The following is a 20,726-nucleotide window of genomic DNA, read 5'->3' as shown; positions in this document are numbered from 1 at the left end:
GTTTTGGGGGCTGAGCTGATATTTCTCTTGTAGGGGGAAGAAATTCAGCAGTGTATTTTTATTGTGTTTTTTATGTGGCGAGATTGTAATGGCTGAAGTGTTATTCTGCTAGAAAAAATAATGGCGAGATAAAAGCCTGCTATTTTTATCTTTACAAGAGTTTATAGGAACTTTTCGTGTTACAAATGAGTATTGACTTTTGAAAGGTAGCTAACTTAATTCGCGACGATATGTGTTTTTATGGCAAATAACCGATTGTGTTGAATTCCTATTGCATAAAAAATGAGATCTTTAGCTATTCTTCAACTTAAAAAGTAAACGATAAACCGAATGATACGACCTCAACACTATTCTCTATTGGTAGTAGAGGATTCTGAGGCTGGGTAAAGTGACCATTGATCACACTTTCGCGTCCATCGATTCTCTGCCACTCCAAATTGAAGTTGAAATTGCTCAGCAGATGATATTTTACGCCGAGTAAATAGCTCTCACTTTCAACATTTTTTCGGCTTTGTCCATATTGTAAATAAGGCTGCCAGTCACCTATTAAATAATCTAACCCTGCATACCAATTGGCATTGAATTCTTGTGAAAGAAGCGTTTCTCCTTGAAAGTGCAAATTGTCCCAGTAGTAGCTAAGACCGATGGAATACAGTTTGAGTCGATAGCTAGATTCTGCACCAACAAATCCAAGTTTTGATATATCTGAATAGAGGTAGGCAAATCTAAGCTCATTATCTTCAAACAAGATTTTACTGGTAAGCCCGACACTGAAATCAGCTTCGATATTAAATGCTTGGCCATAGACGGTTAGGTCGTTTTCGGTGGGCGTTGACACATAAGGGGATAGCACCAATACCGACTCATCCGCCAAATCAATTCGGTAGTCGATAGTGGCTCCTTCATAGTGGGTGATACCAAGTAGCTGACTGTAAACATCGACCGGTAAGCGTAGCCAAGGGTACGCCGAGGACACGTAATAGTATTCCGACATAATAAACATTGGAATGCGTAGTCGTCCTGCTTGTATCGACACGCTGTTATTCGAGTATTCAACAAACGCTCGCTCTACTTTTGGGCTGGAGAAGTGGTCTTGCGGTCGTTTCACTAACTGCAATCCTGTGCGCCATTGCGGGGTCATTTCCCAGTCCGCTTGGAGCCCAAAGGTGCTATCGCAATCAAAACACCAGTCATCGGTAATATCGCGCGTAGAAATAACTGGAACAGAGCTATTGCTCTTTGCTGCCGAGAACGTGCCAAACCCGCTAATACGAACTGAATCCGTAATATTGATTTGGCTGCTTACCAGTGGCGTATATAAGAGCACCACCAAACTTATCCATTTAGTCATACCTAGCCTTACTGTTTGTTTTATATAGGATATTCATTTCTTTCGTCACCTCCTCGGAAGGAAGGTATGCGATTCCATTTTCGTTCTCTCTTAGCCAAATCAGCACGGCCTCGTTACTGCTGGAATCAAGCTCAAAAGGAGCTGAGGCTTTGCCTGAAAAGCTCAGGCGAGCCCAGATAGCATTCATTTGCGATGGAGACTTTCTTAGAATTTGGTAGTAAAACGCTTCGCGATCTGGGGAGTTAGAAGGTAAGTCGGCCAATTTAGGTGGAACCCCCTGAATGGACGTTAGCCTCCCCCGGTACAACATTTTGATTTCGCTAGATTTGAGCTCTGTAAGCGTAGGGTTTAAGGAGACGACAGAAAACTGAGCGGCTTGGCATAAGGCGCTCTGGATTAACAGAACAAAGAAGAAAACGGCTCGATTCAAGTCATTCCTTTTCACTGATGTCTATGGCTTATGGATAGCAATAGAACAATTCTCGGCTACTATTAAACATAGGCTAGGAAGCGGTAGTTACAAGGAATGTAAAACAACATGCTACTGACTAAAATATCAATAAAGTTTAGGCTGATTGTCCTGTGTATTATCCCTATGGCGGTAATTTGCGGGTTTGCTGTTCATGCCATTCTTTCCATCCAAGAGCGATTGCACACTTACACCGTAATCACTGAAAAAGTACACTCGTTGAATACTTTCAATACCATTTCACAAAGCTTCTATGATCTGCTGGTCAAACGTCTAACTCGTGAACAATCTGCGGATCTTTCCCAACAAGTGGAGTTATTGCAGGCAGAATTGAATCGGTTAGCTCAACAAGCCCACACTGAACTTCATACTCACCATGGCGTAGTGGCCACCAACATTGTTCTACTGCAGATTGATGATCTTCGCTATTTAGTTGATGACATCCAAAATGCAGAAAGTAGCGAAATTGTGGACCTTGGAAATTTAGTTTTCGATGTATTGGTCGAGCTATCAGACGAGATCCACAAAATCTCCAGCCACACCGTTGAGCCAACGATTCACCAGCTAGATTTGGTGTATTCCGATTTGAGCTGGTTTTTGTTTTGGATGAAGAAAGAAGCGTGGGTCGCACAGAGTGTGGCGCGCAAAAATATCGCCTTTCAGCGCTATGCACCGGACTATTATCAGGCCACCGAACGCCAACAGTATTACCTCGACAAGTTCATTGTTGGAGCTGATAACGAGCAACTAAAAGCGCTCGTGTCTCTGTTTGCTCAAAAAGAGTTTAGGCAAGGTAGCGTGGTAAAAGAACGCATGTTGGTTAACAAAATATCGCCAGCGGAGATTGGCCAATACATTGTCAATCTTGAGCAACGTTACGTAATGGTCAGCAATCAAATAGGCTTATTTACCCAGCATATGTCTGACCAACTGGCGACGACCATTTCTCAAAACCGGAAGGATGTATTCTATATATCTGGTGCAGCGATTGCGGTGACTTTGTTCTTGGTGATCTGGGGCGCGAGTACGCTGTATCGAATCAACTCTAAACTGCATAAAATCCTCGCTACCATGGGGCGAATTAGTAGCAACAACGCTAAGAAAATCGATATCGATGGCCGAGATGAGTTCAGTCGATTTGCCCGAGGGCTAAACAGAATCATCTCCGAGCAGAAACGCTATGAGCAAGACCTAATTGATGCCAAAGAGTCCGCCATTGCCGCTAATAAAGCCAAAAGTGCCTTTTTGGCGAATATGTCACACGAGATTCGAACTCCGTTAAACGGAATCATTGGTATGACAGAAATTCTGTCTGAGAGCCATTTAAATTCAAGCCAGAAAGATGTCCTGCAAGATATCGATACTTCTTCACAGTCTCTGTTGGTTTTGCTCAATGACATTCTCGATTTATCCAAAATCGAATCGGGCAATCTTGTGCTTGCTCCGAATGAAATCGACCTAAGAGAAGTTGTTTACGATTCGGTGAATATGGTGAGTGCCAAAGCGTTAACCAAACATATCGAGTTGACGGTCGATATCGACGAGTCGATGCCTGCTCGCGTAAAAGCCGATGAATTTAGGGTCAAGCAAGTACTGATGAATTTGCTGTCTAATGCGGTGAAATTTACAACAAATGGATTCATTACCACCAAGGTAGAGTACAAAGAATCGCCTCTGTCGCCTGCAATAATCTTTAGTGTTATTGACTCTGGGGTAGGGATAGACAGTGACAAATTGGCCACAATCTTTAAACCCTTTACTCAAGAAGATGGCAGTATCACCCGACGCTACGGTGGCACCGGGCTAGGGCTTACGATTTGTCGTCAGCTGATTGATTTAATGGAAGGGGAAATACAGGTTGAGTCGACCAAAGGGCTCGGAAGCTGTTTCTCTTTTACCGTGCCAGTTAAAATACCGTTGGATCAATCGCCGCAAACAAGCCTCGACTTGTCTGCCTTGATTGTGACTCATGACTCGGTATACAGCGATTCGCTTGCTGCTGAGTGTCGACGTTTTGGCGTAGACGTAGCGCTCGTGTCCAGTGTCGATGAACTGTACGATGGAGCGTTTGATGTGGTGCTTTATTGCCAAGTCCACGAGAAAAGCTCGCGCAGGGATATACACACCTTAAGAGGGCGTTACGGTAGCGCTGAAATCATAGCCTGCCAACACCACTTATTTATCTCTCCAGAGGTTGCATCGCTGGTTTCGGCCACCATCATTCTGCCGGTGCTAGGCCAACGGCTACTTAAAACCCTTACTAAGATTACTCGCCGAACAGAGTATGTAGATACCCCAATCGAGGTCAGTACTGAGCTACCAGCGCCACCGTGCAAACGAATATTGATTGTGGAAGACAACTTAATGAATCAAAAGATTGCGAGTTTCTTCCTTGATAAAATTGGTATTGAGTACAGCATTGCGAGTAACGGCCAAGAGGCGTTAGATGCAGTGACCAGTGGTGGAGAATACATTGCAGTGTTGATGGATTGCATGATGCCGATAATGGATGGCTTAACCGCAACCAAGAAGATCCGTGAGTGGGAAGCCTCGAACGGTAAAGAGAAACTGCCGATCATTGCGCTGACCGCCAGTGTATTAGATGAAGAGATAGAAAGCTGCTTCGCTGCCGGAATGGATGCTTACTTACCCAAACCCTATAAATCTCAGCAATTATTTGATGTGTTTAATGAACTCAAACTGGCTTAAAAAATTGGCCGCTTAACGAAGCAGCCAACGATTAAACTTGTTTGATGTCTTCCAAAGGGAGCCAATTCACTTTGACGCCAGCTTGCAGGAACATATCTTGGCTTACTTTGATCTTTTCACCCCAGCGAGAGAGAAAGTCTGCGGTTTGTTCTGGACAGTGCACGGCAGAAATACCAGTTTGGATGATTTTCGCTGCGCAGTTCGGGCATGGGAAATGAGTTACCCAAATTTCACAACCATCGAGGTCTCGTTTGGCGAAAAGAATGGCATTCTCTTCTGCATGAAGTGTTTTCAAATACTTCATATCGCGATCATCTGTATCGGCGCTATCGGAAATACCATGTGGGTAGCCATTGAAGCCGACCGAAACAATTCGATTTTGTTTGGTAATCACCGCACCGACTTGAGTCGAAGGGTCTTTACTCCAAGAGCCAACAAGTTCAGCCATTTGGTAAAAGCGTTGCGCCCATTTTGAAATCATTTGAGGTTCCTCAGTTAATTGCCTAGGGTTTCTGACCCTATTCATAATCATGCTAATTTTTTTGAGCTGAGTCCAGTGAAATTAGGGCTTCGCAGGGTTTTAGCAAGGTTATTTAGAGGTCATCATCGAATGGTATGTGTTGTTAATCACATTGAAGAGCGTGTAGGTGAGTAGCGGTAATTTCCGATTTGCTATTTGGCTTGTGCGAGATCTCGCACAAAGCCGTGAGACACTAGCAGTTTACTGTTGCGGTAATTGGAGAGTTTTGATTGTAAGGTATTGAATAGTAAGTGTATGTCTACTTTGTGTTCGCTTTTGAAGCTGAGAAAAAGGGCAATTTCGCTATTGTGACAAGCCCATATTCGCGTAATCTTAATGGTGTCAGCAGGATGCAGACACGGAACAGGAAAGACCCAAGGATAGGTCATCTTCAGGACGAAGATTCGATTGTTAAGGATTAGCAGTCGGCATGGATAGCAAAGGACATTGGCTGGACGCTTGTAACTAGGATGGTTACGCTATGGAAAGTTAATGGACGCTTAAAGGACTAAGGCAAATTCTATCAGGATGATAGATTCAGGACACCGCTTAAGGAAAAAGTGATGTGAGTTGGCGAGGATTGCTAACGGGCTGGATTGCCGAGGACACCGCTAGGAAGGCGATGATAAGGAAAGTGCTGAAGGAATCAGCGTACTATCATGGATTAGATGCAGGGAGCACCTATTAGTAGCCGGATTGCTGCGAGTAAGAACTGAAACCCCACTAGGCGAGAGCTTAGTGGGGTTTTCTCTTTTTAGGCTATCCCACGTATCCGTATCTCTCGTATCGCATTATTCAAAGCACTGAACTCTGCAGCTTGAAGTCATTTGGGTATATCAGTTCACACTTTAGAGCAACATCACTTTTGGGCACTACTCAGGTGGTTAGATTTATTCGACAATAAGCGCTGTATCTCGTTGCCTAATGGTAGGCACTCAACAAGCCACAGTTTTACGGGTTAAGCCCGCTACAGGATCACAAATGCAGGATATGGATCTGCTGATCGGATGCTACACCGATAGCACCCAGCAACATGGAATATTTAAAGTACGTCTGAACCTCTCTGATGGTCAGCTATCACAGCCTGAACCATTGATTGCGCGACCAAATATGTCTTATGTCATTCGCACAGGCATTGGTGCTTACGCAGTAAGTGAGCAGTCGCAAAGCGAACAGCCTCATGTGGTACGCATGGACCAGCACGGAGAAGTTACCTCTGAAGAGGCTATTAAAGGGGCGCATCCATGCCACCTTGCGATAGACCCACAAAACAAGTTTCTGGCGACGGCCCAGTACTCATCTGGCAATGTTGAAGTGTTCCGGTTAACCGAGACGGGAGAGATTGAGTCCAAAATTGCAACCTTGGCCCTTTCTGGCAGTGGCCCTAACAAAGATAGGCAAACAGGTCCGCACGCGCACCAAGTCTGTTTTTTGGCAACAACTGAGTTGGCCGTTGTTGACTTAGGATCAGATTCTATCCACATGTTTAATGTCAACGTACAGGGTGAAGAGTGTCATGTGCAGCCTTCTCAGCGTATTGCTCTTCCAGCGGGAAGCGGGCCTAGGCACATGGTGTTGAGCCGAGATAGAAGCCGAATCTATGTGGTATGTGAGCTTTCTGAAACGGTTCACTTGCTGCGAGCAAAAGAAAATGAGTGGCAAGTCTGTCAGTCGCTACAGCTATTACCTGATGAAGAAAAAGGTGAGGCGGCATCTGCGATTCGATTATCGCCCAATGAGGACTTCTTATATGTGTCTTGCCGTCACCAATCTAAACTGGCGTGCTTTTCTCTAGATGAAGTCAGTGGAGAAATGACGGCGGTAAATAGCACAGAGACACAAGGCGCGTTTCCAAGGGACTTTGCCATTACACCCGATGGTGAATGGGTTATCGTTGCTAATCAACATTCCAATAACGTAGTGACGTTTAAGCGCGATGCGAGTAGTGGTGCGTTGGCGGCAACAGGTTCCAGCGTCGCATTGAATGCACCGGTTTGTGTGAGCATCTAGTCTACAAGAGTGGGTTCCTGCCGTTACGAATCGCAGAACACAATAGAAACTCCTACTAAAAAGGGATGACACTTTCACCGTAAACCACAGGTGAATGTGTCATCCCTTTTGTCTATTTGCTTTTAGGCTCTCGTCTAGTGAACTAGAGTTTCAAGCTATAAATGTATTGAGAACTAATCTTCTTGTTTACGTTTGTGTTTCGGTACGTAGTTAAGAATTGAAATCGGAACTTCTTTACGTGGTTTGAACCCTTCGATTTCTCTGCGCTCGATGAGGTGACCTAAACGGCTTTCGATCATGCACAGGTTCTTGAAGTTATCTTTCGACACAAACGAAATGGCTTCGCCTTGTGCGCCCGCTCGTCCGGTACGGCCAATACGGTGAACATATTCGTCGGCAGGGTAAGGAAGGTCGTAGTTCACCACTCGTGACAGTTCCTGAATGTCGATACCACGTGCCGCGACACCGGTCGCAACCAAATACTTAATATCACCCGATTTAAATCGTTCTAGCAGCTTAGCGCGAATATCTTGGCTTCGGCCACTATGGAACGCTTCTGCAGCAATTCCGCGCTTTTCTAGCTGGCTAACAAGCTTGGCTGCACCGTGTTTAGTTTCGATGAAAATCAGCGCTTGATCCCACTGGTTTTCATTGATCATATGGCTTAGCAGCGCAGACTTTTTGTCTTTGTCGACAGTGACTAGCCATTGTTCGATATTGGATTTTGATGCGCTATGCTTAGCAATGCTTATCTCGACTGGGTTGTCGATAGCGCTTTTCGCTAGATCTCTCACTGGGTTTGACAGTGTCGCTGAGAACAATAGGTTCTGAATGTCTTGCGGTAAGCGGGCGATGATTTTGTTGATGTCTTCGATAAAACCCATATCGAGCATTCTATCGGCTTCATCCAACACCAATACTTCGACTTCTTCGAAATACACAGCACGCTGGCCATATAAGTCGATGAGTCGACCCGGAGTGGCAACAAGAATGTCTACACCTTCGATTAGCTTTTGCTTTTGCGCTTTATCGTCGACGCCACCAAACATCGCCATCGACGTCAGGTTCAGGTGCTCGCTGTAGCGTTCAATATTCTGGTTAACCTGAATGGCTAGCTCTCGAGTAGGAGCCAAGATTAGGGCGCGAATACGCTTCTTACGTTGAGTTTCACTATGGCGTAGTTTTTCCAATATCGGTAATACAAAACTCGCGGTTTTACCTGTACCCGTTTGGGCTGCAGCGATTAGGTTTTTACCAGAAAGTACAATTGGAATAGCTTTTTCTTGGATAGTGGTAGGCTTCTCGTAGCCTTGCTGTGTAACGGCTTTGACGATCGAATCGCTTAATCCAAGTGTAGAAAATGACATGTTTTATCTCGGGTGGAATCATTAGAAAAGCCGACAATCGTCGGCTTCATTTCATTAGCGATATTCTAGCACGCCTTGGTATGAAAGGTGAGAATAATGCGCGGCCTTGTACAAACGGCGAACGCTATGTCGCTGAACTTTGTAAAAGTTTACCAATAGCTGATTTACTGGTTTTACTTATTTTCTGCATTAACGCAAAACTTGGATTAATGATTTGCTGCGCGCGCAGATCGTCGAGCATCACCATCCATAACTTGGCCGTCATTTCTGCATCCGCTAACGCACGGTGAAATACACCATCGTTTGGAATACCTTTGAATCGAACCAAGTCGCCCAATTTGTGGGTCGGTGAATCTTGAATAAGGCGGCGAGCAATCAGCATTGAACATGCGAATTGTCCGGAATAACGAGCATTAACTTGTTCTAATTCAGCGTCCAAGAATCGCTTATCGAATGAGGCATTATGCGCAACTAGATGGCTGTCACCGATGAAGTGGGCAAAATCGGCCATTACTTCTTCGCAGCTTGGCGCACCACGCAACATATTGTTGGTGATGCCCGTGTAACCTTCGATAAAGCCAGAGACTCGAAAGCCAGGGTTCATGAGTTGCTGATAAGTATCGACGACGACGCCGTCTTCAAGTTTTACCGCACCTATTTCAATCGCACGATCGCCCATGTTTGGAGATAGGCCTGTGGTCTCGAAGTCGAGCACAATAACGGAATGAGCAGGGCTGGTTAGCATAATCTTGTCTTAGGTTGGAAAGCTGTTCGGGCGGCAGTATATCAGTGGCTCAAGCGCAACACTATGAATGCAGCATTTTATTACCAAGGTGCTTGATTAAAGTTTCTCGCATCGACTCGAGCTGGAATGGCTTGGGGATGACATCGTGAAACCCAAGCTGCAGGTAATGATTCACATCGCTTTGGAACACATTGGCGGTGAGGGCAATAATTACCGAGCGCTCCGCTAAGCTGCCTTGCTGAATGTGTTTTAGTGCTTCAACGCCATCCATCACTGGCATTTGGATATCCATTAGGATTAAGTCGTAGTGATTAAGCTTTAGTTCATCGAGGCATTCTTGTCCGTTTTCAACAGTTGTTGCCGTCAGTTGCATCTGTTCGAGTGTTTTCTCGGCCACGATTTGATTGAGTTTAATGTCCTCAACCAGAAGAACTTTGAGCTCTCGAATAGTATTCAAATCTGAGTCGGAATGAGTAGATTCAGAAGAGGAATCTACCTGTAAGCCGTCTAGTAAAGAGTAGAGGTCATAAGGTTTAGGCAGTGTTGCAACATCGGGGATCAACGCTTGTTGTTTAATGTTGCAAAGCGCGATAAATGCATCGCCATATTTGTGTTTCAGCTGTTCGGTTTTACGTTCAATATCACTGCTGTAGTCGTGGTAGTAGATGGCTGAAAAGGCCTCTTGGTCGTAGAGGTCGAGACGGACTAAATCATCGATAATTGCTTGGCGCATCGAGGCATTATCCGAAATGACATTAACCGGTTTAATCGTGTGGTTAGTTGCAATCAGAGGGTGTCTGTCGAGAATACGAATCGGGACTGTTATTGAGATTTGTGTGCCAACACCATGCTCGCTCGAGATAGAGATTTCACCCGAAAGCAAGTCAACTAAAGACTGCGTAATCGATAAGCCTAACCCTGTACCGCCAAATTTGCGTGTGGTTGAGTTATCGGCTTGGGTAAATTCGTTGAACACGATCTCTAGTTGTTCTTTGGTCATGCCAATTCCGGTATCTGCGACCGTAATCGTTAATGACTCGTTTGGTGTTTCTTGGATCTCGATGGTGACTTCGACTTTACCGTGAGAAGTAAACTTGAAGGCGTTATAGCCAATGTTGTTGATGATTTGGCTAAGCTTAGTGAGGTCCGACTCGATTGTGAAATAGTGAGTTTTAGGCACCGTAATTAGGATATCGACATTTTCTTTTTCATCAATATTTAGAAATACACTTCGCGTCGATTCGACCAACTGCTTCAACTCAAATTCGTGGTTATCGATTTGCAAAGCGTTACGCTCGATTTTGCTCAGATCCAGTACGTTGTTGATCAGGTTTAACAGATGATTGCCGGCGTCATGAATCATCGAAATATAGTTTTTAGTTTGCTGGTTAGCTCCGTCATGTAGATTGGTGTGGCTAAGGCCAATGATGGCATTGAGTGGTGTTCTCATTTCATGAGAAATATTAGCTAAGAACTGGGATTTTGCTTTGGCACTTTCGTTCGCTTTGTTCCGCGATTCTTCGATTTGGACTTTTTGCATCTCTAGGTTTCGAGTCAGCTTTATCTGAGTTAAATAGAGATACGATACAACCAAGGTTATTGCGAACGTAATCGCAATGATGATGCCTAAATAGAGGTACTGAGTTGTGTAAAACTCGTCTTTTTGATTCGAATAGACCATCTGTTGTTGCTGTACTCGAGAGATAAACAGCGATAAGTAATTGTTCATCTCTCGATAGGATTTATCGAGTTGCTTGATGGCGGCTTGAATTTGCTGATGTTCGGGTTCATTAGGTTTGATCGATTTAATCCCATCGTAAGCGATGGACAATTGATTAATGAGGCCATCAAGCTGCTTTAAATCGCCAAATTGCTCATGAACGGCTTTAGTACGTGGGCTACGTAAGTCCTGTAATATACTCGATTTCTGTACCCTAGCTTTAAACTTGAGTTTGGTTAATGCCTTGGGGGTTGGAGCGGTAAGGTAGGTTTGGAGCTCATTGAGCGTAAGTAGAATTTTTGTTTTCGCGCCAATATTGTTATTCACAATTGCTACATAGGGTTGCGGTGGTATATCGCGAAACACGGTCAGCGTATAGAACACGTACGCGACCATACAAATCAGGCTGAGACACAGCGCCGACACCAGCCATCGAAAATATTTGCTGCCAGAGTTTGCTTTAATCATCACGTGAACTTACTCGACTACAATTTCCATCACCTGCCAGACAGACCAATTGTAATAAAGGTCGTTTTGAAGTTCGGGGTAGTCAGTAAATGGGAAGACCACAAACAGAGGGCCTTTGCCGTCTATAGTCATGCGTTTGTCGTTTTCATGGGTTGCCAGCAATACACCGTATTTGTCGATATCCGCAATCGGTATGGTAACGACATAGTCATCCCAAGCGATCACTTTAATGTGTTCACCTTTAGCGCCTACTGCCTCCAAAATCGAAGAAATTTTTGGCCCGCGATAGCTAGTCACTTCTTCGACGACGTGGTTGTTGGTTTTGACTTCGTTTTGCTCGAGGTCATCAATCATCGCCAGATCAAATTCGGCACTGCTGTCTATGTTGGTGACGCCAATATTGCCATTCACCCACAACACAGTGTCGCCTTCAGGAGCAGGCAGAGCGAGCGCAAGGGTAGAGAAAACCAGTGTTGCTAGGGCGAAGAATCGAGTCGGCATAGGAGCCCCCATGTAAGTAATGAAACAGACAACAGAACGTATTGATAAGAATAGTATAGTCACAAGTTTCAGAACTTTACGTGTCATTGTGGAAGCTTTGGAGGCATCTTATTGGTGTCAGGTTTTTAGAAGATGCAATGCGCTACTTGTGCGGCGAACACAGCGAGAAACACCTTGTTACACCCATAATTAAAACTGTCATAGAAGTGCGACCGAGCCGTCATGTGCCAGATCGTATATTGCCGTTCTGACTTTAACTCACGATATCACTTAAGTTCTAAGCAAATAACGTTATGAAAAAACTCCTCTTATTATCTCTATCGATTGCAGCGTCAATGCCGTTGCACGCGCAGGACAGCACTATCACCGTCGGTGATGTACTCAAGGTTCCGCTGGCGGATTTAAAACCAACTCAGCCTTCGATTGGCTATGACCAAGTATTCTACAAACTGGGTCGTTACCAATTCGATGTCGAAAAGCAGTTTGATGAAATCTGTGAAGCTCAAGGCCAAAAAGGTGTTAAACATTTTTCCGAGCATTCTGTACCGAGCTTGGCCGCTTCTTTCAGCTGTGAAGAACCTGTCGCTTCACGCGCCAAAGACCTAAAAACGGTAGTGATTGGGCCTGATGATGCGTTGTACCTAACCGATGGCCACCATACTTTTAACACCTTCTATCACATGAACGGTGGTGGCGCTGGATTCAATGTTCAAGTTCGCGTAGATGGTGATTATCGTCAGCTAGAATCCATGGATGAATTCTGGCAAGCGATGGAAAAAGATGGCAATACTTGGTTGTACGACCATAACAATGTCGCGATTCGCTACAACGATTTACCTAGTCATTTGGGCATGTACAACTTCAATAACGACGTATACCGTTCACTCATGTACTTTTCGAGAGATATTGCATGGAACAAGCCGAAACAGCCAGTACCGTTTTTGGAGTTCTATTGGTCTAAGGAATTACGCCAGCTCACAGATGCTCAACAATACGATTTGAACTCGATGCAGGGATACAAACAAGCCCTAGAGGATGTAGGTAAACATCTGCTATCCATCGATTCAGATAACGTGGGCGGTTCAAAGCTCAGCGCCGAACAAATGGGCATCTATCCGTCATTCAAACAAAAAGGCTTAGACAAAGTCAGTCGCGAGAATGGCAAACTGGATTATATGCTGCGTTACAAAACCTCTTCGACAGGCAACGGCATTGCTTACGACTCAGCGGTGATCTCGCCAACATATCTAAAGAAAGTGGATGATTTCACTCTCGAGATGAAGCGCAGTTTTACCGATTTCCCGCCTTCAACCGATGGCAATACCGTTAACGCGATTGTTGAAATACCTACTGGCACATCTGCGAAATGGGAACTGAGTAAGGAGAACGAAAATCAGCTGATTTGGGAATACAAAAACGGTGCGCCTAGGGTTGTTGAATACTTAGGTTACCCGGGCAACTATGGCACCATTCCACAAACCGCATTACCTAAAGAGCTTGGTGGAGACGGCGACCCATTGGACGTTCTTGTTCTAGGGCAAGCAGTCCCAAGAGGAGAGGTCGTCTCTGCTCGTTTAATCGGTGTGCTTAAGATGCTCGATGGTGACGAACAAGACGATAAATTGATTGCGGTGCTCACTAATGATTCTCCTTTCTCTGGGGTTGAATCATTGACTGAACTGGATGAGCGCTTTATCGGTGTGAAAGATATTGTGAAAATCTGGTTCGAGAGCTACAAAGGTAAAGACGGCGGCATGGAAGTGATTGGCTGGGGCGATGAAAAAGAAGCGGGCGCTATCTTGAATCAGTCGGAATCGGCTTACATCACGAGCAATCCATCATAGGGCTTGACCTTAAGGTTCGACAAGCCGTCAAACAAAAAGGATAGCCAATGGCTGTCCTTTTTTGTATTCACACTTACTGGCTCCGCGAGTAAAAAACGTATTTTAATTTGAGCAAAACCATCAAATAGTATTTGACCTGTCTACGGCTTTATAGTTTAAATTTCTTCACCATCAGAGCACACAGGTTACTCATCATGTATCGAATATCCGAACTCGCGGCGAAAGTCGGGTTGTCACGAACCGCGCTGCTTTATTATGAGAAGCAAGGACTTATCTCTGGCAAGCGGCTAGATAACGGTTACCGGGTCTACAATGATGATGACGTTCAACATGTGTATCTGATCCAGCAGCTTTTGGCTGGGGGGCTGACACTGAAAGAGTGTAAACAGTGCCTAGAAGCCAAAATCGATAAGCAGATTCTACAGAATCGTTTAACTGCGCTGGATGAAGAGATTGAGCAGAAACAAAAGTCGCGTCACGTCCTAGCCGCTTTACTCGGGCAGGGCGATCTCACCGCTTGGCATGAAGGGTTAGACAAAGTCGCACCAGGGGCTCATCTCGATTGGTTAATGAAGCAAGGCTTTAGCGAAAAAGAAGCTTTGCGAGTGAAATGGTTATCAAAAGACATGAACGAACACGAACTATACATGGCCGACTTTATGAAAGTCTTCGAAACCTTAGAACGCTGGGGGCCAGGCAGCGAAACTGACACACTCAATGCACTAGAAGCATTAGGCATCGAATCCGATTTACACCTGTTAGAAATTGGCTGCGGCAAAGGTTTGGCCACTCAAGTATTAGCCGACAACCTATTGGTACCAAACAAGGGAGCCAAAATCACCGCCATTGATAACGAGCAGTCGGCACTGGATCGGTTAACTGAACGTTTTGAACAACAGGGGATCCAATCACAACTTAACACCGAGTGTGCAAGCATGACGGATCTACCGTTTGCTAAATCTAGCTTTAATGTCATCTGGGCTGAGGGTAGTGCGTACATCATGGGCGTGCAGAAAGCATTGCAGCAATGGAAGCCACTACTTAAGGAACAAGGCTATATCGTGCTTAGTGATATGGTATGGAAAGTCGACTCGCCAAGTGCTGACTCAGTTGAATTCTGGAACAAAGAGTACCCAGATATTCAAACGGTACCTGCGAGATTGAAGCAGATGGAAAAAGCGGGTTATCGAGTGGTAGAGCACTTTGCTCAAAGCGAACAAGCGTGGCTAAACTACTATGCACCGCTTCAGCAGCGCATTACCGAGCTTGAGCAAGAAATGTCGGGCTCAGCAGCGTTCAAAGACATTAAGCATGAAGTGGAACTGTGTACTCAGCACGCTAACGAGTTTGGTTACCACATGTTTGTACTCGAAAAAGTATCAGCGAGTTAACTGGCTATTGGCAAACCAACTTAACATTTAAGTCTTCGGCCAAAAAATGAAGCCCAATTGCAGCACCATCTGGCAATTGGGCTTTTAAGTGTCTTATATCCGCCATTATAGTCAGTGGTGACAGGCGTTTCGAGCTTGGGTTGGCGAGTTACCTGTCCAACTGCTGTAAGCGCGGATAAAGGAATTAGATTCTTGAAATCCCAGCAAGAAAGAGACTTCCAGAATAGGTAGTTGGGTTTGCTTTAGGTAGTGCTCGGCCAAGTTATAACGTACTTGCTGCAACACGGTTTGAAAACTTTGTTCCTCTGCGGCGAGCTTGCGCTGCAGCGTTCGTTTGCTAACCGCCATTTGCGCCGCTACGCCTTCAATACTGCTTTCGCCTTGTGGCAGTGAGCTGGTTAGGATTCGCGATACTCGATTGGTCACAGAGTCATCTTGTTGTAGTGCTTCCAACTTTTGATTCAGCTCTTTATCGAACAGTGCCAGCATCGCTTGATTGTCGGTTAGAAACGGCGCGTTGGCATCTGAAGTGCGAAATTCTATCGTCGCTAGGTCGCCTTGCGTGATTTTGCATCCCAAATATTCTTCATAACCTTTGAGATTATTTGGTGGTTCGGGAAGCGTAACGCGAAGTGGCTCAATGCGTTGACGAGTCGCGATTCTAGCCAGTTGAGTAAAGAACACTATTTCAACTAAGCTCAGAATTTTCGGTAGCTTACCGTTGTAGCCATAGCACCCCAAAGTAAGGTGCGTTGTCGATTGGTTCGCATCTATATCCAGTATCATAGGGCCAATCAAAGGCTTGTATTCTCTTAGCCGCTCCAAAGCCGCGTTCAAATTTGGGCTGCAAACCGCAGCGTAAATTGGCACGTCGCACGATTCCAAACTAAAGGCATCGGCAAACTTGAGCGGCATTTTATCACCATAGGCGGATTCAATGCCAAGCCAAAACTGAAAGTACTGCTCTGTTGTGAGCTGCACCTTGTCATGATCGAATAGTCCGCTAGGCAGCCCCGCATGAGCGAGCACCTGATGGACCTCGATACCGAGGTCGTTAAAAAAGACCTTCCAGTTTGGGGGAATAGTAAATCGGCTTGCTCTTCTCATATTCGTGCGTGACTCCGTTTTCTCTCGGCTACTTTTCCATAAATCGACGAGAAATTTTAAGAACTGTTTTACGTGGCAAGAGTGGAATGACCCAATTTAATAAGAATTTTAGCGGAGCTTCGTTAAATGCCACCAGTTGCCCTCTCTGCATAGCTTGATAACCGCATTCGGCAACCGAGCGCGCAGACTTGGCGTTTTTCCACACGTCTACGCCCTCTAAATTGCCAGCCGCAACAAACCCTGTATCGACAGCTCCAGGGCAAAGAGCGGTTACAGTGACGTTGTGCTGCTGGACTTCTTCGGCCAATGCCTGACTAAACGAAGTCACGTATGCTTTGGTTGCGTAATACACTGCTTGCAGTGGGCCAGGCATAAAGGAAGCCGTTGATGAAACATTAAGGATCTGTCCCTCTCTACGCTCAATCATGCCTTTAACGTACAAGTGGGTAAGATCGGTGAGCGCCGCAATGTTCACTTGAATCATCGCTTGCTCATCGTGCAGTTCGCGTTTGGCGAATTCGCCGTGGCCACCAAAGCCTGCATTGTTAATCAGCGTGTGTACCTTTATGCCCATTGCTTCTGTTTGCTCAAAAATGGTTTTTGCGGCATTAGGTTTTGCCAAGTCTGCGGCAATGACTTCGACGCTCACAGAGTGTTTTGCTTCTAGCTCTTGTTTAAGTGCAACCAACTTGTCTTCAGAGCGAGCAACAATCACAAGGTCTTTACCTTGCTCTGCATGGATTTTTGCGAGTTCCAATCCAATACCGTTAGAAGCGCCAGTCACTAATGCTACGTTTTTCATCTTGTTTTCCTTTTGGTTTGCTGCGGTCTCAGTTGTATATTACAAAGTCAGCAGCAATTCGTGACATCCAAACACGACAGCATGTCATCCGATTGTGCCAATTGTTATTTTTGTTGTCAGCTATACCTTGTGAAGGATGTGAATTAACCAAACAGAGATGCTATCTCAATGTCGAATTGTTTGGTTCAGATTACATTCAGGTTCTGAATTTATAATGAACTCAGTTCGATCTGTTAGATGGTTAACCATGATAAAAAAATTCGCCCTGTTTCTGCCGTTACTGCTTACTGCGTGTGCCTCAAGTGATACTCACCCTTTGTATACGCCCTCTTCTGTCAAGGTGCTCACTGACTACGACTCTTTTGAACAATATGTGCAGGAGACTGAGCAACAGCTAAAAGAAAACCGCTATTTCCTTACCAGTGATCATACTGAGGAACTTGCGGCCAATATGCCGTCAGAAATCAAGCCTAAAAGTAATACTGAACCGACCAAAGGAGTGTTATTGATTCATGGGCTAGGGGACTCGCCATACTCGTTTGTCGATATTGCTCAATCACTCAGTGAACAAGGTTTGTTGGTGCGTACGGTATTGCTACCCGGTCACGGCACCCGCCCAGCAGACATGTTAGATGTGGATTATGAACAGTGGAATGCTCTCGTAGAGAAGCAAGTAGAATTGCTTAAACAAGACGTGGATGAGGTTTACCTTGGTGGTTTCTCTACTGGTGGTAACCTCGCTTATTCCTATGCGGCGCAAGATGAGGCCATCGATGGCTTAATGCTGTTTTCGCCGGGGTTTATTTCTAATGAGCCACTTGCCTTCATGACGCCATGGATTTCAGGTATCAAGCCTTGGTTAAGAGATATGAATCCTGACAATTTCACCAATTACACTCGCTATCTCATGGTGCCAACCAACGGTTTTGCTCAATACTACAACTCAAGTAAACAGGCGACGAACTTGTTGCACGACCAAACTTTCGACCGACCAGTGTTTATGGTGCTGACTGAGCACGACAGTGTGCTCGATACCGTGGCAATTAAACAAGTATTTGATACTCAGTTTACCAACCCAAACAATAAGTTAGTTTGGTTTGGTTCTAAGCCAAGCGAAGTGGACGGAGACACCCGCTACATCTACAGCCGCAACGAAGAGCTGCGGATCAGTAATATGTCTCATATGGGCATACTCTATTCACCGAGCAACCCTTATTACGGTGTGAATGGGAGTGAACGTATTTGCCGAAATGGCTCCGACATGACGGCAGATGAAATTAGCCGTTGTAATGCGGGGGAAGAAGTTTGGTATAGCGCTTGGGACGGCCGAGCTAATGAACATATTCACGCAAGGCTTACGTTCAATCCATGGTACGACACCATGGTGTCTGATCTTACTCAAGCATTGGATTTGTAAAACACAAAGCAGCGAGATCTGAATATTATATTCTTGCTCTGAAATCTAAGCCCTTCGATGTTTTCGAAGGGCTTTAAATTTAGTCTCGATTTAACAAGTGGTTAGCTTAGTTTCTATCATCGTAAGCTTTGCGAGCCCGCTCAATATCTTCCTTATGATCGCCCGCCCAAGTTACCAACTGATACAACGGCTTAACCAGATCTCGCCCCATTTCTGTTAAACAGTACTCCACACGAACGGGAACTTCAGGATAGACAGTTCGATTGACGTAACCTTCTCGCTCTAAATCCCTCAGTGTTTGGGTCAGCATTCGCTGTGAAATCCCTTCTACTCTTGATTTTAGTGAGTTAAAACGGTCGGTTCCATCGACCAGTGCGAACAGTATGAGTAGTGACCATTTATCGCCAATTTGTGCAACGACATTACGAACAGGGCATTCTTCGTTGTTGTAGAAAACCCTTCTTTCTGGCTGAGATTGTGCTGCCATTCGCGGCTCCTTTTTTAACTCAATAGGCTTCATAGGTAACCAAAATGTGACTAGCGAACATTTCGGTGCCTTCTTGTTATGTAGGTTACTATTAAATACTATAGTGATCAATGTATACCTAAGGAAGAGTAGAACACTAGGAGCCAATTATGTTTAAAGCGATCACTGCATTCATTTTATTACTAATGACTACAACCGTTTATGCGCAAGCCGCAGATAAGCTCGTCGTTGATTTAGATGGACTGAAAAAGCCAAGTTGGTCTGAGCAAGAATTAAAAAATGCAGAGCTCATTACTGACTTTGTTCAACATTTGATGAACGACCACGATTTTGACTATGTACTGAAACACTACAACGACAGTGCTTATGTTCAACACAACCGAAACTTACCCGACAAGGTGACTGGGCTAGTGGGCTTTTTGCAAGAGTTTGTAGAGGAATACCCAGATTACACCTACGATGTGAAGCACATCTTCGTTGATGGTGATTACGTGATTTTCCATTCCCACGCGACGCTGAATAAAGAAGATAGAGGTAATGACCAAAAAGGCATGAACATCATTGATACTTGGCGAATTGAAGACGGACGAATTGTTGAGCATTGGGACTCAATTCAAGCGCTGGACTTCTCCATGCGTGTCTACTCTCTGATAAGCGGTGGTGATATCCAAAACGAGAATGGCGTGTTTTAAAGAGTTTCGGCAATGAAACAAAACAGAGGAGCATTGTGGCTCCTCTTTTTTGCATAAGGTTCTGACAAAAACGCTTCGGTTAATCGTTGGCTTAACCTGTAAACGCAGCATGGAAAGTGATGTCACCCTCTGGCGCCGCTTCATCTTCTTCAAGAAGTAGTGCAAGCACATATTCCGCCGGGACTCCCGGTAGGGTTAGGTTAGTGCGCTGTTTGAAACCAAAGCGGCCATAATATTCTGGCTCACCAAGTAGAACGATGCCTTTCGCGCCTTGTGATTTCAGTTGTGCTAAACCTTCGCGCACAAGCAAACTACCGATCCCTTTGCCTTGTTGGTTAGGTGCCACAGACAACGGCGCTAGGCCGTACCAACCTGATGTTTCCTCACCAATTTGTACTGGCGAAAATGCAACGTGCCCTAGAATCTGTTCGTTCTCTTCTGCAACGAGCGATAAGGACAATGCGTTGTCTTGGCGTAACCTATTGATGATTAGGTGTTCTGTCGGTTTTGCTCCCACTTCATGATGAGGGTGATTTTCGAATGCAGCATAAGTGAGGCTTTCGATGGTTTTAATGTCGGATTCGATTTCAGTTCTGATTTTCATAAATTGTCTTCTTAAGTTTCTAACCTATGTGATGAACTCTAAACTATAAAGCTGTAGACAGGTCAACAGATAAATTGACCTTTGATATGAGGGAATGACGGATGTGTGGACGATAGTGTTGGGCGCTAAGAGGCGGGATAAACTATGAGACGGGATAAATATTACGGGATTTGTCAGTTTGAGACGCACATAAAACCGTTAATTTTCAACTTGGGTATACTCAGGTTGATAGTCACTAAGGAGGATGCCGAAATATGTCTAAAACCGCGAAACTCAATAACGAAGACAAACTAGTAAAAAAGGCGTTAGAAATTGGCGGTAAGATGGCCAAAATGCAGGGCTTCGACTTACCTCAGTCACCTCAGCCAGTTAGAGTCAAAGCGGTGTATCTGTTTTTAGTTGATGCAAAGCAAATCTCCCCGTTACCGGAAAGTAAGCTCGATGGCGCGAACATCAAACACCGATTGGCGCTGTGGATTCATAAAGCATTACCAGATGATGATCCTCTAAAATAGACACAAA

Annotated in this window: 18 protein-coding genes; 7 read left to right on the top strand and 11 right to left on the bottom strand. The window is 44.9% G+C overall.

Features of this window, described 5'->3' with window-relative positions:
• Positions 1 to 307: 307 nt before the first annotated feature.
• Entirely contained in the window at positions 308 to 1,351 is a 1,044-nt protein-coding gene (locus J4N42_RS20655) for a sulfate ABC transporter permease (RefSeq protein WP_252031849.1), read from the bottom strand.
• On the bottom strand, positions 1,344 to 1,781 hold the full coding sequence (locus J4N42_RS20650) for a hypothetical protein (RefSeq protein ID WP_252031846.1): 438 nt from the start codon (positions 1,779 to 1,781) through the stop codon (positions 1,344 to 1,346). The genes J4N42_RS20655 and J4N42_RS20650 overlap by 8 nt, the downstream gene beginning before the upstream one ends.
• Positions 1,782 to 1,889: 108 nt before the next feature.
• Between J4N42_RS20650 and J4N42_RS20645 the strand changes: the two genes are divergently transcribed.
• The gene (locus J4N42_RS20645) at positions 1,890 to 4,529 is read left to right on the top strand and encodes a hybrid sensor histidine kinase/response regulator (RefSeq protein WP_252031843.1); all 2,640 of its coding nucleotides are present in this window, start codon (positions 1,890 to 1,892) and stop codon (positions 4,527 to 4,529) included.
• A 31-nt stretch (positions 4,530 to 4,560) separates the two neighbouring features.
• On the opposite strand, the gene J4N42_RS20640 is transcribed toward J4N42_RS20645, so the two are convergent.
• On the bottom strand, positions 4,561 to 5,010 hold the full coding sequence (locus J4N42_RS20640) for a dCMP deaminase family protein (protein ID WP_252031840.1): 450 nt from the start codon (positions 5,008 to 5,010) through the stop codon (positions 4,561 to 4,563).
• A 1,020-nt stretch (positions 5,011 to 6,030) separates the two neighbouring features.
• Between J4N42_RS20640 and J4N42_RS20635 the strand changes: the two genes are divergently transcribed.
• Positions 6,031 to 7,059 carry a lactonase family protein gene (locus tag J4N42_RS20635; RefSeq protein WP_252031837.1) on the top strand — a complete coding sequence of 343 codons (1,029 nt, stop codon included), beginning with the start codon at positions 6,031 to 6,033 and terminating at the stop codon, positions 7,057 to 7,059.
• A 173-nt stretch (positions 7,060 to 7,232) separates the two neighbouring features.
• Here J4N42_RS20635 and J4N42_RS20630 read toward each other — a convergent pair whose 3' ends face one another.
• From J4N42_RS20630 to J4N42_RS20615, 4 genes are all read right to left on the bottom strand, one after another.
• Positions 7,233 to 8,426 carry a DEAD/DEAH box helicase gene (locus J4N42_RS20630; RefSeq protein ID WP_252031834.1) on the bottom strand — a complete coding sequence of 398 codons (1,194 nt, stop codon included), beginning with the start codon at positions 8,424 to 8,426 and terminating at the stop codon, positions 7,233 to 7,235.
• A gap of 124 nt (positions 8,427 to 8,550) precedes the next feature.
• Positions 8,551 to 9,171 (bottom strand): 3'-5' exonuclease, encoded by a 621-nt coding sequence (locus J4N42_RS20625; protein ID WP_252031831.1) that lies wholly within the window; start codon positions 9,169 to 9,171, stop codon positions 8,551 to 8,553.
• 61 nt (positions 9,172 to 9,232) lie between these two features.
• Positions 9,233 to 11,359 (bottom strand): ATP-binding protein, encoded by a 2,127-nt coding sequence (locus tag J4N42_RS20620; protein WP_252031829.1) that lies wholly within the window; start codon positions 11,357 to 11,359, stop codon positions 9,233 to 9,235.
• A 9-nt stretch (positions 11,360 to 11,368) separates the two neighbouring features.
• A complete protein-coding gene (locus J4N42_RS20615; RefSeq protein WP_252031826.1) occupies positions 11,369 to 11,860 on the bottom strand; it encodes a putative pterin-binding protein in 492 nt (163 codons plus the stop codon).
• A gap of 293 nt (positions 11,861 to 12,153) precedes the next feature.
• On the opposite strand from J4N42_RS20615, the gene J4N42_RS20610 reads away from it, so the two are divergent.
• Positions 12,154 to 13,704, top strand: a complete 1,551-nt coding sequence (locus J4N42_RS20610) for a ParB-like protein (RefSeq protein ID WP_252031823.1) — start codon at positions 12,154 to 12,156, stop codon at positions 13,702 to 13,704.
• A 194-nt stretch (positions 13,705 to 13,898) separates the two neighbouring features.
• Positions 13,899 to 15,095 carry a MerR family transcriptional regulator gene (locus tag J4N42_RS20605; protein WP_252031820.1) on the top strand — a complete coding sequence of 399 codons (1,197 nt, stop codon included), beginning with the start codon at positions 13,899 to 13,901 and terminating at the stop codon, positions 15,093 to 15,095.
• Positions 15,096 to 15,206: 111 nt separating this feature from the next.
• On the opposite strand, the gene J4N42_RS20600 is transcribed toward J4N42_RS20605, so the two are convergent.
• Positions 15,207 to 16,202 (bottom strand): AraC family transcriptional regulator, encoded by a 996-nt coding sequence (locus J4N42_RS20600; RefSeq protein ID WP_252031818.1) that lies wholly within the window; start codon positions 16,200 to 16,202, stop codon positions 15,207 to 15,209.
• 28 nt (positions 16,203 to 16,230) lie between these two features.
• Positions 16,231 to 17,004, bottom strand: a complete 774-nt coding sequence (locus tag J4N42_RS20595; RefSeq protein ID WP_252031815.1) for an SDR family NAD(P)-dependent oxidoreductase — start codon at positions 17,002 to 17,004, stop codon at positions 16,231 to 16,233.
• A gap of 247 nt (positions 17,005 to 17,251) precedes the next feature.
• Here J4N42_RS20595 and J4N42_RS20590 point away from each other — a divergent pair, with 247 nt between their 5' ends.
• Complete coding sequence (locus J4N42_RS20590) at positions 17,252 to 18,421, top strand: alpha/beta hydrolase (protein ID WP_252031812.1); 1,170 nt, start codon at positions 17,252 to 17,254, stop codon at positions 18,419 to 18,421.
• A 106-nt stretch (positions 18,422 to 18,527) separates the two neighbouring features.
• Here J4N42_RS20590 and J4N42_RS20585 read toward each other — a convergent pair whose 3' ends face one another.
• On the bottom strand, positions 18,528 to 18,908 hold the full coding sequence (locus J4N42_RS20585) for a winged helix-turn-helix transcriptional regulator (RefSeq protein ID WP_252031809.1): 381 nt from the start codon (positions 18,906 to 18,908) through the stop codon (positions 18,528 to 18,530).
• 149 nt (positions 18,909 to 19,057) lie between these two features.
• On the opposite strand from J4N42_RS20585, the gene J4N42_RS20580 reads away from it, so the two are divergent.
• The gene (locus tag J4N42_RS20580) at positions 19,058 to 19,600 is read left to right on the top strand and encodes a nuclear transport factor 2 family protein (protein ID WP_252031806.1); all 543 of its coding nucleotides are present in this window, start codon (positions 19,058 to 19,060) and stop codon (positions 19,598 to 19,600) included.
• A gap of 91 nt (positions 19,601 to 19,691) precedes the next feature.
• On the opposite strand, the gene J4N42_RS20575 is transcribed toward J4N42_RS20580, so the two are convergent.
• Positions 19,692 to 20,204 (bottom strand): GNAT family N-acetyltransferase, encoded by a 513-nt coding sequence (locus J4N42_RS20575; protein WP_252031802.1) that lies wholly within the window; start codon positions 20,202 to 20,204, stop codon positions 19,692 to 19,694.
• Between the two features lie 254 nt (positions 20,205 to 20,458).
• Between J4N42_RS20575 and J4N42_RS20570 the strand changes: the two genes are divergently transcribed.
• Positions 20,459 to 20,719: a DUF5062 family protein gene (locus tag J4N42_RS20570; protein WP_252031799.1), complete on the top strand. Its 261-nt coding sequence runs from the start codon at positions 20,459 to 20,461 to the stop codon at positions 20,717 to 20,719.
• The last annotated feature ends 7 nt before the right edge of the window (positions 20,720 to 20,726 follow it).

This window comes from Vibrio sp. SCSIO 43135, assembly GCF_023716665.1.
GTDB lineage: Bacteria > Pseudomonadota > Gammaproteobacteria > Enterobacterales > Vibrionaceae > Vibrio > Vibrio paucivorans.
Note: the sequence above shows the minus strand (reverse complement) of the source record. Positions and strands in the feature narration are given on the sequence as shown.

Coding starts and splice junctions, on each gene's coding strand:
- J4N42_RS20625 (WP_252031831.1), bottom strand. CDS start 9,171: ATGCTAACCAGCCCTGCTCATTCCGTTATTGTGCTCGACTTCGAGACC.
- J4N42_RS20645 (WP_252031843.1), top strand. CDS start 1,890: ATGCTACTGACTAAAATATCAATAAAGTTTAGGCTGATTGTCCTGTGT.
- J4N42_RS20655 (WP_252031849.1), bottom strand. CDS start 1,351: ATGACTAAATGGATAAGTTTGGTGGTGCTCTTATATACGCCACTGGTA.
- J4N42_RS20640 (WP_252031840.1), bottom strand. CDS start 5,010: ATGATTTCAAAATGGGCGCAACGCTTTTACCAAATGGCTGAACTTGTT.
- J4N42_RS20605 (WP_252031820.1), top strand. CDS start 13,899: ATGTATCGAATATCCGAACTCGCGGCGAAAGTCGGGTTGTCACGAACC.
- J4N42_RS20635 (WP_252031837.1), top strand. CDS start 6,031: ATGCAGGATATGGATCTGCTGATCGGATGCTACACCGATAGCACCCAG.
- J4N42_RS20630 (WP_252031834.1), bottom strand. CDS start 8,426: ATGTCATTTTCTACACTTGGATTAAGCGATTCGATCGTCAAAGCCGTT.
- J4N42_RS20590 (WP_252031812.1), top strand. CDS start 17,252: ATGATAAAAAAATTCGCCCTGTTTCTGCCGTTACTGCTTACTGCGTGT.
- J4N42_RS20620 (WP_252031829.1), bottom strand. CDS start 11,359: ATGATTAAAGCAAACTCTGGCAGCAAATATTTTCGATGGCTGGTGTCG.
- J4N42_RS20580 (WP_252031806.1), top strand. CDS start 19,058: ATGTTTAAAGCGATCACTGCATTCATTTTATTACTAATGACTACAACC.
- J4N42_RS20600 (WP_252031818.1), bottom strand. CDS start 16,202: ATGAGAAGAGCAAGCCGATTTACTATTCCCCCAAACTGGAAGGTCTTT.
- J4N42_RS20575 (WP_252031802.1), bottom strand. CDS start 20,204: ATGAAAATCAGAACTGAAATCGAATCCGACATTAAAACCATCGAAAGC.
- J4N42_RS20610 (WP_252031823.1), top strand. CDS start 12,154: ATGAAAAAACTCCTCTTATTATCTCTATCGATTGCAGCGTCAATGCCG.
- J4N42_RS20595 (WP_252031815.1), bottom strand. CDS start 17,004: ATGAAAAACGTAGCATTAGTGACTGGCGCTTCTAACGGTATTGGATTG.
- J4N42_RS20585 (WP_252031809.1), bottom strand. CDS start 18,908: ATGGCAGCACAATCTCAGCCAGAAAGAAGGGTTTTCTACAACAACGAA.
- J4N42_RS20615 (WP_252031826.1), bottom strand. CDS start 11,860: ATGCCGACTCGATTCTTCGCCCTAGCAACACTGGTTTTCTCTACCCTT.
- J4N42_RS20570 (WP_252031799.1), top strand. CDS start 20,459: ATGTCTAAAACCGCGAAACTCAATAACGAAGACAAACTAGTAAAAAAG.